Source organism: Lysinibacillus sp. A4, assembly GCF_024919535.1.
Classification (GTDB): domain Bacteria; phylum Bacillota; class Bacilli; order Bacillales_A; family Planococcaceae; genus Lysinibacillus; species Lysinibacillus capsici.
Genome location: NZ_JANWTB010000012.1, coordinates 1 through 13,070, shown reverse-complemented (window position 1 = coordinate 13,070; position 13,070 = coordinate 1). Strand labels below are relative to the sequence as shown.

At 36.4% G+C, this 13,070-nt stretch carries 12 protein-coding genes and 1 pseudogene; 8 read left to right on the top strand and 5 right to left on the bottom strand.

Annotated elements, in window-relative coordinates; genetic code table 11:
• Positions 1-7: 7 nt before the first annotated feature.
• Positions 8-571 carry a DUF5366 family protein gene (locus NY607_RS19985; protein WP_131522560.1) on the top strand — a complete coding sequence of 188 codons (564 nt, stop codon included), beginning with the start codon at positions 8-10 and terminating at the stop codon, positions 569-571.
• A gap of 473 nt (positions 572-1,044) precedes the next feature.
• Here NY607_RS19985 and NY607_RS19980 read toward each other — a convergent pair whose 3' ends face one another.
• Entirely contained in the window at positions 1,045-2,895 is a 1,851-nt protein-coding gene (locus NY607_RS19980; protein ID WP_259420255.1) for a transglycosylase domain-containing protein, read from the bottom strand.
• A gap of 237 nt (positions 2,896-3,132) precedes the next feature.
• On the opposite strand from NY607_RS19980, the gene NY607_RS19975 reads away from it, so the two are divergent.
• Both NY607_RS19975 and NY607_RS19970 read left to right on the top strand, forming a co-directional pair.
• On the top strand, positions 3,133-3,720 hold the full coding sequence (locus NY607_RS19975) for a peptidylprolyl isomerase (protein ID WP_004228389.1): 588 nt from the start codon (positions 3,133-3,135) through the stop codon (positions 3,718-3,720).
• A gap of 22 nt (positions 3,721-3,742) precedes the next feature.
• Complete coding sequence (locus tag NY607_RS19970; protein WP_066038174.1) at positions 3,743-3,955, top strand: hypothetical protein; 213 nt, start codon at positions 3,743-3,745, stop codon at positions 3,953-3,955.
• Positions 3,956-4,005: 50 nt separating this feature from the next.
• Here NY607_RS19970 and NY607_RS19965 read toward each other — a convergent pair whose 3' ends face one another.
• Both NY607_RS19965 and NY607_RS19960 read right to left on the bottom strand, forming a co-directional pair.
• Entirely contained in the window at positions 4,006-5,433 is a 1,428-nt protein-coding gene (locus NY607_RS19965; RefSeq protein WP_259420254.1) for a magnesium transporter CorA family protein, read from the bottom strand.
• 110 nt (positions 5,434-5,543) lie between these two features.
• The gene (locus NY607_RS19960) at positions 5,544-6,716 is read right to left on the bottom strand and encodes a MalY/PatB family protein (protein WP_259420253.1); all 1,173 of its coding nucleotides are present in this window, start codon (positions 6,714-6,716) and stop codon (positions 5,544-5,546) included.
• A 72-nt stretch (positions 6,717-6,788) separates the two neighbouring features.
• Between NY607_RS19960 and NY607_RS19955 the strand changes: the two genes are divergently transcribed.
• The gene (locus NY607_RS19955) at positions 6,789-7,049 is read left to right on the top strand and encodes a DUF1871 family protein (RefSeq protein ID WP_004228396.1); all 261 of its coding nucleotides are present in this window, start codon (positions 6,789-6,791) and stop codon (positions 7,047-7,049) included.
• A gap of 78 nt (positions 7,050-7,127) precedes the next feature.
• Here the strand turns inward: NY607_RS19955 and NY607_RS19950 are convergent, their stop codons facing one another.
• Positions 7,128-8,468, bottom strand: coding sequence for a sodium-dependent transporter (locus NY607_RS19950; protein ID WP_259420252.1), 1,341 nt, complete (start codon positions 8,466-8,468; stop codon positions 7,128-7,130).
• Between the two features lie 197 nt (positions 8,469-8,665).
• Here NY607_RS19950 and NY607_RS19945 point away from each other — a divergent pair, with 197 nt between their 5' ends.
• The 3 genes from NY607_RS19945 (at position 8,666) to yugI (ending at position 11,323) form a co-directional block, all read left to right on the top strand.
• On the top strand, positions 8,666-9,214 hold the full coding sequence (locus NY607_RS19945) for an RNA polymerase sigma factor (protein WP_237898549.1): 549 nt from the start codon (positions 8,666-8,668) through the stop codon (positions 9,212-9,214).
• The gene (locus NY607_RS19940) at positions 9,207-10,859 is read left to right on the top strand and encodes a hypothetical protein (RefSeq protein WP_237898547.1); all 1,653 of its coding nucleotides are present in this window, start codon (positions 9,207-9,209) and stop codon (positions 10,857-10,859) included. Before NY607_RS19945 ends, NY607_RS19940 begins: the two co-directional genes overlap by 8 nt.
• Positions 10,860-10,945: 86 nt before the next feature.
• Complete coding sequence (gene yugI, locus NY607_RS19935) at positions 10,946-11,323, top strand: S1 domain-containing post-transcriptional regulator GSP13 (protein WP_004228409.1); 378 nt, start codon at positions 10,946-10,948, stop codon at positions 11,321-11,323.
• Between the two features lie 41 nt (positions 11,324-11,364).
• Here the strand turns inward: yugI and NY607_RS19930 are convergent, their stop codons facing one another.
• Positions 11,365-12,672: an AAA-type ATPase lid domain-containing protein gene (locus NY607_RS19930; protein WP_237898546.1), complete on the bottom strand. Its 1,308-nt coding sequence runs from the start codon at positions 12,670-12,672 to the stop codon at positions 11,365-11,367.
• A 145-nt stretch (positions 12,673-12,817) separates the two neighbouring features.
• Here NY607_RS19930 and NY607_RS19925 point away from each other — a divergent pair.
• A pseudogene (locus tag NY607_RS19925) lies at positions 12,818-13,070 on the top strand (L-glutamate gamma-semialdehyde dehydrogenase); the annotation flags it as partial.

The window sequence follows — 13,070 nt, the reverse complement described above, 5'->3', positions numbered from 1 at the left end:
ATTTTTTATGAAGAACCCATATATCTATGGTTATCTACCATTAATTACAATTTTATTGTTTAGTTTGACATTTGGGATGTATGCTGTTGGTAAATCATTACAGATTTTTCAAGCCATCGGTGTATATTCAGGAATGCGAGAGTTTTTATCAGATTTTGAATTACGTGTATTTCTTCTCATCGTCTTTGCCATTGTTTTTTTTATGTTATTTTCTGCCCTTAAACTTGTAGGCGAAACCATTCATGAGGTAGGAATGCTGTTCTTTTCAAAGGACAACGAAGGAGCCACAGTTAGTCAGGCTCGAGGTGGCTATATTATTTTATTTGTAGGTGCTATGTGTTCTGCATTTGCCATCCAATTTATTTATGTTTTAATAGGTATTTTTGTCATAACGATATTTACCTACTTTGTTTATCTGATTTATAAAATGAGTCATTTTATATCAATGGGCGGCACAATCGGTCTATTAATCTTTGAACTTTTTATGTGGACGATTCTTTTAACATTAGTTGTTTATGTCGTATTAAAGCTATATAATGGCATTTTGGCAAGTCTGCCGTTTGCAAATTAATACATACTATTAAAATGGTGATGTTAATAGTAGAAAAAGCGAGGGATTGATTTCCTTTCCGCCAGCGTCCCATCTGTGACGCTAAATCCCTAGGAGTGAAGCTGGCTCCTCTCCAATCAACCAGGTGCAAAATTGCCTTTTCCTTATTTTTACTAGCTGCATAAACAAAATAACCCGTTTTTTGTATAATTAGAGAGAGGATAGGCTCTTATTTTCAATGTTGAGAAGCGATGAGTGAGACCCACCCTCCATAGAGAATAGTGAACACTTTCACTTTATTTGAAAACTGTTGCTAAAAAGCTAACCTTTTTAAGGGTTAGAGTAGAAGGCTTTTGATGCTCGCCCACAGGAAAGCAAGTAGCCTGAAACGGAAAACCATTTACACCTTTCATAAAAATTTTATGGATGGTTTTGTTTTTTAACACGTTGAAAAGGTAGTAGTCGATTGAGACTACTACCTTTTGCATGTTTCACTACTCAAGCAAAACATTAAATAATTGGTGATGGATTTTGTACTCTTCTAATTGCTGCATCGATTGAGGTTTATCATACCCTAGCCATACAGCAGCAGTATATTCATTATTGAGTCCAGCAAGCCAGTAGTCACGATAGTCATTCGTTGTCCCTGTTTTTGCACCAACGTAGCTGCTGTTACTATAGACACCTTGACCCGTACCGTTTGCTACAACATCTGCAAGAAGTTCACGCATGTATTTTACTGTTTTCGGAGACCAAATTTGATCACGCTGTGTATCCCAACTATAAAGCTCTGTTCCATCTAATGCTGTGACTTTGCGAATACTATGAGCAAGTACATAAGAGCCATCAATAAAGCTAGTATAAGCATCTGCTAGTTCTAATGCTGTTACACCATAGGTTAATCCTCCTAATGATGCAGAATAATTATAATCTTTCTCTACAATCGAGCGGAAGTGAAAGCGATTAAGATAATGAAAGGCTGTCTCGACGCCAACGGTTTGAAAGAGACGAAGTGCAGATGTATTATAGCTATGTCGAAAAGCAGTACGAATTGACACATCACCATACGTATAGCCCCCATAGTTTTGTGGGCAAAACGAGCCCACACAATAACGCCCACCATTGACAATCGAATCAGGTGTATGAGATGTTGTTTCGAAGAATGGTGCATAGACTGCCAGAGGCTTAAAAGCTGAACCTGGCTGACGTGTTCCTTGGAATGCACGATGGAAATCAAATTTTTCATAATTCTTTCCTGCATACAGACTGACTATTTCTCTTGATTGGTTTTCAATGGCTGCACCTGCTGCTTGGAATGGGCTAGTACCTAAAATAGCTGACATTTTTTCCTCATCATGCTGCTGTTTAGTAGGATCAAGCGCTGTGTGAATGATGAGTCCATTTTGAAATAATGTATTGAGTCGATTGTCTAATTGTGCTTTAATTTTTTTCTTTTCTTCCTCATTCTCTGTTAAGCTTAGTCGATCCGCATAACCTTCTTTTTCTGCAATAAGCCATTTTAGCTCTTGAAGAACATAAGTGCTATACATTGGATAACTTTGAATTTTATCTTTCACATTTAATGTAATGGGATCAGCCTTATAGTTTTTTGCCTCTTCCTCTGTAATAGCTTCATTTGCTGCAAGGGTATCTAACAAACGCTCCTGCCTTGCTTTAGTTTGATCATAATTCTTTAAAGGATTATAAAGGGAAGGGTTATTTGGGATGGCAGCAATGAAAGCTATTTCAGCTATGGATAATTCTTGGAGTGGCTTTTGAAAATAATAGGTGGCTGCTCCGCCAATGCCATAAACTTGATTGCTGAAATAGGACTCATTTAGGTACATCGTTAAAATGGCTTCTTTATCAAATTCTTTTTCTAATTCATAGGCATAAAAAAGCTCTGTTAATTTCCGTTCATATGTTTTTTCCTCAGATAAATAACGCATCCGGACAAGCTGCTGCGTAATTGTACTACCTCCTTGAGAGGTTGTGTTGCTATTTGAATTGGCTACAACTGCACGAATAATAGCACTTAAATCAAAGCCAATATGCGTATAAAAATCAGCATCCTCACTAGTAATGAATATTTCCTGGGCAATTTGTGGAATTTCTTGTAAACTTAGTGGCTGCCGCCATTCGACATATTCCTCACTAAATGTTTGCCCATTTCGATCAATAAGGGTAACAGGTAGTTGGGCCTCTACCTCGGGTAAATGTATTGCATTAGTCATTTGTTCCTCATGTGCTTGTGCAATATTGATTTCTGTTTTAATGTTTGAGCTAATCCACCATAAAGCAGGAAGGGATAGAGCTATAATAAAAAAACCAAAAGCCTTTTTCATGTGTGCCTCCACTCTTTCTATAAATCCTTCATCAGAATAACATATTTTGGATTGATTCCAAATACTCGCTCAGACCTATTTACATAGTTTTAAACATGAATAGTAAAAGTGCAAAAATCGTCAATACTTAGAGGGAGAAAACCAGTAGGAAGTATGTTAGACTAAAATGAGGTCAGAAAAGGTGCAAGGGCATCTTTTTCATTGAAACTGAAATTTATCATTAAAGGAGAGACTTCCATGTTTCCACAGTTAACAACAGACGTACAAGCAGGCGAAGTGCTTGTAGAAATGAACACAACATTAGGTGCTATCAAAATTAAATTATTCCCTGAGCACGCACCGAAAACGGTTGAGAATTTTTTAGGTCATGCTAAATCAGGCTACTATAACGGCATTATTTTCCACCGTGTTATTCAAGACTTCATGATTCAAGGCGGCGACCCAACTGGTACTGGAATGGGCGGAGAATCAATTTGGGGTAATTCCTTTGAAGATGAGTTCTCAGAGCAATTGTTTAACCTACGTGGCGCGCTATCAATGGCAAATGCAGGACCAAACACAAATGGTTCTCAATTCTTTATTGTACAAATGAAGCACCTTCCAAGTGATATGCTTCGTCAATTACAAGGAGCGGGCTTCCCTGAAGAGATCATCGAAGCTTATGCTCAAAACGGTGGTACACCTTGGTTAGACCATAAACACACAGTATTCGGTCATGTAGTAGAAGGTATGGACATTGTGGATAAAATTGCAGATGTGGAAAAAGATTTCCGTGACAAACCGTTAGAAGATGTGAAAATTGAGTCAATTACAGTCTTTGAATAATACGTATAAGGACGTGTAGAACATGCAGAACTTTATGTATCAATTTTTATATTTCCCAGAAGACAAATCAGGTTATATTCCAGCAGCATTTGAATTTTTAATTATGCTTATTCTATGTATTATCGTGTTTACGCTTTTTAGAAAAATTTCTAAGAAACAAGAATTAAAATCAAAAGAAATTGAAGCACGTATTTTAGCAGAAAAGAAAAACACAAACAATCAACAGAATGTCTAATAAAAAGAATCTGCTTGCCACAGAGGGCGAGCAGATTCTTTTTTATTGTATCAATTTTTTTTAAAGCGTCGAATAGTATTTTGCAGGGCCTTGATGGCAGTGAAACAAACCAGTACAAGTGACAAGCCAATCCCACTCAATGCAGTAATAAAGGCTACCCATTCAAAGAGTGTATAACTACCGATGCTATCGAAATCACTGCTATCTTTCCACCCTTCAATGACTAAGTTCATCCCATAAATGCCCGATACCACAGTAAAGACTGTTAAAATAAATAGTAAATTATTACTTCGATTATCGGATTGATCTTCCTGTGTTCGATACAAACTATTCAATGTTTCTTTTGTTTCTACATAATGTTCATCTATACGGAAGTACTTTCGTAGCAATTGAGCAATTTCTCTGCCTTCTGTTCGTACGATAACTTCTTCAAAATAATAGCGTGCAGAAAACTTTGTAATCAGCTCGATTAGTTCATTGACAATCTGTTTATCTTTGCCCCACTTTATTTCACTATACTCATAGGAAAGCTTTAAGAGCATCATTTTATAAAAATAATGAATGAACAAATTATAATAGTGCGTACCCATAAATTCTTGAATACTATGTGTACATTTGGCAAACGGCCTATTTGTAATCGTTATTTGTGCTTGTGAGGAGGTGATAATATAACTGTTAGGAGCCCAGCGTTTATGGGCATGCTCTTGTACATAATTAGAGATATATGAAGGATTAGTGCTAGAAATAAAGGGTTTGCCAGCAGGTGTCCTACCGTCTACTTGTCCTAAGCGAAATAAATGCTCAGGTATAATTTTAGCTTCTTCCTCTGCCATTAAATAAGCTGAGGCAAACATTCGCTCATCTTCAAAGAAAGGTAAGCCTTCGTAGCTATGGTCTTGTTGATGTAATAGAAAAGGTTTTAAAAAAGGTATAAAATACTTAAATAATAATTCACTCGTAGAAGAACAATGACCAAATGAAAAATGATGACTTGCACCTTTCTCCTCTCTTAGTTTAGCCTCTAATACTCTAAAATAGTGGATAAAATTTAAAATATCACTTAGATCATGTGATTGATCTGTAATATTTGTTCTTACTGTTATAATCCCATTCCCAAAAGGACATAGTGTCACATCAATACTCATCACTTCGTAATCATATTTGATTTGACTTTCTTGAAGATGTAAGGCGCCTTGTGTATAAAAAGCTTTCGAAAAACGAATAAAGTCAGGGTTATTCATTTCGTTTGGAAATAATTTATCCTCCAAAAAAGGATAGAAAAATTGGGCAAGTTCCTCATGTATAATCGTCATATCACCATAAAAAGCGTCTTCAAGAGATGTATTGTGTAAGGTGAAAAAGAAAAAGCCCTCGTTTAGTAGTATATCACTGATTTTTTGACGATTTTTTTCGGAATAGGCGAAGGGGAATAGGAATGTCATATAAGCACGTTTAATCGTTAATGGGACAATGTCCATGTAAAATCACCTCTTTATAAATCCGATTGATAAGAACCTTTTCCACAAAATTTTGTTTTTAAACATAGAAAAAGGATAGCTCTAAGGGGAGAGATATCCTTTCAATCATTTTATTGCGCAAAGACCTTTTTAAAACGCTCGACTCCATCTTTCACAGTATCAAATGAACAAGCAACATTCATACGTAGGAAGCCACGACCTTCTTCTCCGTATTTTGTCCCTGGTTCTAGAGCTAGCTTCCCGATTTCAAGTAAGCGGTTCATGATCTCCTTCTCTTCAAGCGCTAGTTCTCGGTAATCAATCCAGATTAAATAAGTGGATTGAGGAATCGTAACACGAATACCTGGAATCTGCTCTAACTCCGTTTTCACATAATCCATGTTGGCAGAAATATAAGGAAGTAATTCATGTAACCAAGGAGCCCCTTCTGTGTATGCTGCATGAAGGGCAACAGAGGCAAATGTATTTAATGAGCCTTGACCACTTGCCATATTGATGGCCTCTAGCTTCAAGCGTTTTTCCTTATCTGTTACGATCATATATGAAACTTGAATTCCTGCTAAGTTAAATGTTTTAGTAGGAGCCATACACGTAACAATGCGATTAATTTCATCACCTGCAACTTTAGCTAAAGGAATATGTTTATCCCCATTAATCATTAAATCAGCATGGATTTCATCAGAAATAATGATGACATCATATTTAGCACAAAGTCGTACAATTTCCTTTAAAGTAGCTTCATCCCATACATAGCCTCCTGGATTATGCGGGTTACATAGTATGTAGGCTTTCACATCTTGAGCTAAAGACTTCTCGAAGGATTCAAAATCATAGACAAACAATCCATCTTTTTCAATTAATGGACAGCTCACAACTTCACGACCATTACTTTTTGGTATGTTAAAGAATGGCGGATAAACTGGTGGTGAAATGAGTACTTTGTCACCAGGGTTAGTTAGGGCAACAACGCTGTTAGCTAATGCAGCCACCACACCATTACAGAATAGGATGGCTTCTTTCTCAATGTCCCAGTCATGGCGAGTACTTTGCCAGTCTACAATGGATTGAATCGCTTCCTCACTCATATAACTATAGCCAAAAATAGTATGTTCGGCATGTTGTTGTAGAGCCTTTGAAACGGCTGTTGGAGCCGCAAAATCCATATCGGCTACCCACATAGGTAAGATATCTGAGGCATCGTTTAGGCCATAAACCTTTTCCATTGCGTCCCATTTGACAGAGTTTGTACATCGACGTTTGATAGTTTGATCAAAAATAGACAAGTAAATCACTCTTTTCTTTTTTTTTTACTATGGTATCATACGAGTATGATCAAAGGATAATAGGTGAGTATTTTGGAAAATATAAAAATGAATCAAGCAGCTGTCCATCTGCTAGAGGAGTGGGATCCATTCCACTTAGGTCCAGACCATTATGATACAGAAACAGCAGATGTAGTTGCAGCATTACAAGGGATTGATGATCCATCAACACTTGCAAAAGTTATTCAAGAAACATATGAGCATTCGTTTGAGCAATGGATTCCATTTGAAGATTGTGTAGCCATTTCTTACAAACTAATTGCCATTAAATTTGAAGCGAAATGTATTATTTAAAATATTTTGCATATTCCTTATAAAAAAAGGGGTTGTCAATGGACAACCTCTTTTTTGATACATCTTTGAGGCTAAGACTTATTTAAATAAAGGCAAAATCCCCTGAATGAAAATAATAAGAATGGCGAGTGGGGAGACGTAGCGAATTAAAATGTACCAAATATGAAACATGAAGCTTGACGCAGCTAATTCTTTACGTGAAATATCTCTTGTATAATAATAACCTGCAAAAATTGAAATCAACATAGCTCCAATCGGCATACCGATGCTATTAGTCATAAAATCAACAAAGTCAAAAATAGAGCGATCTACTATTTTTACATCTGCTAATATACCAAATGAAAGGGCACTTGGAATACCAACGATGAAAATAATGATTCCACCAATCCAAGCCATTTTTCTGCGTTTTTCTGGTTTATCACCAATAGCGATTGCTACGACTATTTCTAACATGGAAATGGAAGAAGTGACTGTAGCAAAAAGCAATAGAATGAAGAAGATTATTAAGAATAAGCCACCAAGAGGTAACTGCTCGAATACAGCTGGCAAAATAATGAATACTAAGCCTGGCCCTTGATCAGGTGTATAACCAAGCGCAAATACTGCTGGGAAAATAACAAGTCCTGCAAGTAAAGAGATAATAATATTCATAGATGCTACATTAATCGCAGAGTTACCAATCTTCTCTGTTTTAGATAAATAGGAAGCATATGTAATCATAACCGCAATACCTACACTTAGTGAGAAGAATGCTTGTCCTAAGGCCATTAAAAATGTTTCAGCATTCAAATAGGACCAATCAGGTACAAACATAAATTTAACGCCTTCCATAGCCCCGTCTAAAGTTAAAGAGCGAATAACTAGGACAATAAAGAAAATAAAGAGGAGAGGCATCATCCATGTGCTAGCTTTTTCAATTCCGCCCTTAATACCTGCTGACACAATGACCACTGTCAATAACATAAATAGTCCCTGTACAAGTACTGCTTCAAAAGGGCTTGAAATAATATCGCCAAATAAATCAGCGTAGTTGATGTCAGAGCCAGCATTCGTTAGCTTAAATGTAAAGGCACGACCCAAGTAGCTTAAAATCCATCCACCAACAACGCTGTAGAATGATAGGATAAGGCCTGCGATTACCATACCGCCCCAGCCAATCAAATACCATGGCTTTCCTGGCGCTTGTTCCTTAAAGGAAGTAACGGCATCCTTTTGACCTCGACGACCAATCATGAACTCAGCAATGAGGACGGGTAAGCCAATAAAGAAAGTACATAAAATAAATAATAAAATAAAGACACTACCGCCATTCGTACCCGCCATATAGGGGAATTTCCAAATAGCTCCTAACCCTATAGCACTTCCTGCGGCAGCTAAAATAAACCCAATTTTTGTTGTAAATTGATCCCTCGATGACACGAATAAATCCTCCTTATACTAAAGTATTATTTTACCTCAATATTCTCATAACACAAGCAAATATCAGAAAATTGATGATAGCAAGAAAGACATTTGAAGGAGTAAAAATATAGAGAGATGACATGTGAGGAAAGACATTTAAATTATGTAACAATTAGGTAGAATGCTTCGTTTCATTATCAAAAGGGGGGGTAGCTATGACGGAGGTTGAACTAATAGCAAGGGCGCAGCAAGGAGATAAAGATGCCTATATCGAGCTTATCCGCATACATCAGCAAACCGTTGAAAAGTTTGCCTTTCAATGTGGCGTACATACAAATGATTTAGCTGATGTTTCACAGGAGGTATTTGTTAAACTGTATCGCTTTTTACACCAATTTAAACAGGATCGATTTACCACGTGGCTCTATAAAATCACATTAAATGCTACGCGTGATTATTATCGTAAGGAAAAACGGCAGCAGGCTAAAGAGGACAAGCTACAGGCCCAACAGCAAAAGACTCATTCATCTGCTGAAGAGAATGTTCTTTTGTTTGAAGAGGACAGGCATCTACATGGTGCTATTCAGGCACTTGACGAAAAATACCGTTATCCTCTCGTGTTGTTTTATTTCCACGAATTAAAATACGAAGAAATCGCTGAGGTTTTAAATATTTCGTTATCGACGGTGAAAGTGCGATTATTACGAGCGAAGGAAAAGCTAAAGGCAGCATTAATGCAAGATGGGAGTGTTGAAAATGGATGATAAGCAATTTGACCAACGTATGGCACTACTGAAAAAATCCTATGAACGAATGGAAGCGAAGCTTGATCCTGATACTGTCTTTAAACAAATTGAAGAAGAGGATATATCCAAGGAATTATCTTTTGAAATTATCAATAAAGGTCATCAGCGCCCCTCCAGATGGCAAAAGTCGGTTGTTTGGTTTGTAAGTATTGCGAGCGTGTTATTAGTGGGTTTATTGGGAACTTCATATATGATTGGACAGCCTGAAACATACAATAACAGTGATAAACAGATTTCCCAAGAAAATGATGACAACACGATAGGGACGTATGAAAAATGGGTAGAGCGAATCACCAAGAAATACAAGAGAGTGAAAGAAGATATAAGTAGGGAGTTGAAAGTTTCAGTAGAAGAACTGAATACTTTTTCATATATTCAAAATGCAGATTCCATGTTGGCCTTCTATACGAGTTACGAACGTCCGATAAAGGAGGATTGGGAATTGCAAATAATGGAGAAGGAAATTCTAGACGGATTAATGACCCCGAGACGAGCCTTAGAGACAATCAAAGGATACGGGCCATTATCCTTTAATGAATCTTATGGAATCTTTAACTTATATAAGCAATCGCTTAATGACATAGAAATGTATTTTAATTCTTTACTTGAACCTTATGAACAGTTTTTAAAGAAAAAGATAGATCGTAGTCAGTATCCATCAGATTTAAAAGCAATCATTGAAACAGCAAACAAGCAATATATGGAACTTCATTTGGATGTGGATGGTTCCTATTATTTTAAAGCTAATCCCATCGATGGGGAATTTGCTTTTGAACCTATAAAATACATGCATCCTGATATTTTTGGTTACTTTGAGTTTTTACAAAAGGGATTTTTAGTAGGAGAAGAAGGCTTGAGGTATACACGAGAAGAAACAGCTGAATCCTTAAAAATTATGGAGCGTTCATTGCTGTTTGATATCAATACGGGGAATGTTACTTATAAGGAATTAAAGGCAGTATTTGAAAATACTTGGTTAGCTCTAATGAAAGGATCCACTAATTATCAAGTGTATGCTGAAAAGGGAATCGTTAATAAAGAATACCTGAATTTTTTACAAAAAGTCGCTAATGGAAAGTATGGGGAGGTAATGACAAAGAATGCAGCAACTATTTTAAATGAATTACACCAATATAATAACTCAGAAACGTTAGTAGGGCTGACAATACAAGATATTTCAACGGCCATTTTGCAAGTTAGGAAAGATACGGCAGTTGAAGAATTTAATATTGTAGACATCGATGATGCGGAGATTGCACAAGTTAAGAGAATTTATGATCAGTATTTGAAAAGTGACCCTGAGCCATTTATTAATCAGCTCAGTCCTTTAAATATGGTTTCCCTTTATTTATATGCAATTTCTATTGGAGATGAATCATTGCAAGAGAAAGTAATCCTATCAAATGTAGAAATAGAGTCTGATTTTTTAAACAAAGTAAAAAACTTATCCATTATTAGCCAAATGTCGCAATACAACGGAAATTACCCAATGGTGGCTGTACGACTTGATGAAGAACATCAAAAAGAGTATGGCAAGCAGATTTTGTTTAGATTATCTCAAAATGAAGATGGCTTTTACCGTATAATTGGTATCATGGATTGATGAGATGATTTTTTGCCCCGTTTTTACACGTATGTTATAATTTAAGCGATATATACGTAGCAAACAAAAGAAAGTGGGCAAAGGTTATGGTAAAAAAATATGAATTAGGAGACGTGTTGACCGGAAAAGTTACAGGTATTCAACCATACGGTGCATTTGTTGCACTAGATGACAATACGCAAGGCCTTGTGCATATTTCGGAAATAACATACGGCTTTGTGAAGGACGTTAGTGAATTTTTAGCTGTTGGGCAAGAAGTTGAAGTCAAAATTCTTGAAATCGATGAAGAGGCCGAAAAAATTAGTTTATCGATGAGAGCGCTACAGGATCGCCCAGCAACAGTAAGAAAAAAAGACGCACCACCACGTAAATCATTGCAGGACCGTGTAGATGAATCGGATGCAAATGGTTTTAATTCCTTAAAAGATAAATTGCAGGACTGGATTGAACAATCTGGTCAATAAAAAAACGAGGATGCTTTCGAATGAAAGTATCCTCGTTTTTTCTATTGTTTTTTTATTTTGCGGATTCGATATTGTAGGTTTTGTCTGCTCATACCAAGTGCATTTGCTGCCTTTGTAATATTGCCCTCATATAAATTTAAGACATTTTGCACATAATATGATTCGGCTTCACGCAAATAGGCATCGAGTGGCATGACATTGTTATTTTGATGGAACATAAAAAATTCTGGTTCACGATTATTTGTATCTTGCTGCTGCACTTTGAAGCGGAAATGTAATGGTAATAAATCTGAAGTAACAGTGGATTCCGTTGTCATAAATGAAACAATTTCATCCAGTAGCAGCTCAAGCTCTTTTAGATTTCCTGGCCAATCATATTGTAAAAATAATTCCTGTACGTCTGGTGCAAGTTCAGTGACTTGTGAGGCAAATCGTTCTCGATGTCGACTAAAATAATCTTCTACAAATGGAAGTATGTCTTCTTTTCGATCCGTTAAATTGGGAATAGTAATAGCCATTGTTGCAAAGAAATAATATAGCGATTTTGACAGCTTCTTTTCGGCAATCAATGTAATGGGATCACTACCCACACTGCCAATTAGCATATATTTGGACTGTGGAAGTGAATGTAGTATATCTAAAAGTTGCTCTTGAATGTCTAAGCTCAAAAAATCGATACGTTCGAAGAAAAAGGTGTAATCCTTATCTTCTTCTAGTAATTGTTGTAATTTATCGAGCACCGATTGAGCTGAACGGCGACTAACGAGTGTCACAAAGGCATCAGGATCAGGTGAAGCTGCGTGGTGAATTCCCTCTGCTACTAAATCTTTCCCTGTGCCAGATTCGCCAATTAATAATACTGGTAATTTTACAGCAGCTGCTTTTTTAGCGTTGTCGATAACCTGCTTCATGGATTCAGAATCAGCTTTAATCATATCAAATGTTAAAGGTTCATCGTAACGACGAAGGGGTTGATAAACAAGCTTTTCCAGTGAGGTAATATCACGTGCAAATTCGATTGCGCCAATCAGTTTGCCTTCAACAAAAAGTGGAAAAGTATCATTGATTGTTGTAATTTCATGACCATTTTTATTCCAGTAGGATTGTTTAACATTAATTTCTTTTTTTCCTGTTTGTAGAACACGCATTAATGTACTTTCATGTTGACGGAAGGAAAACATTTCAATAATGGAACGATCCGCAAGTTCATCAAAATGAAACCCTTCAATTTCTTTCATTTTCGTATTGTAAATAATCGTTTTACCAGATAGGTCTACTGCATGAATACCAACGGATACATTTGTTGCAATAAACTCATAAAAAGGTAGTAAAGGTTCAGAATTTTTCATAAAAATGTGCACCTCAAAAATTTTTTACTTGAAATATGCAACGAAATTTTGCATTATAATAAGTGTAAGAATATTTTATACGCAAAGATATTTTGCGTCAATGTTTTTTGCATACCCAAACACATCTCACAAGGGAGGATTAAGTATGATTCCATACAAACACGAACCATTCACAGATTTTTCACAAGAGGCAAACTACAATGCTTATGTAGAGGCTTTAAATAAAGTTGAAGGTTACTTAGGTCAAGACTACCCACTAATTATTGGTGGTGAGCGCATTACAACAGAAGATAAAATCGTTTCGTACAATCCTGCAAAGAAAACAGAAGTCATTGGTCGCGTTTCGAAAGCAAGCAAAGATTTAGCTGAAAAAGCGATGCAAGCGGCAGATGAAACAT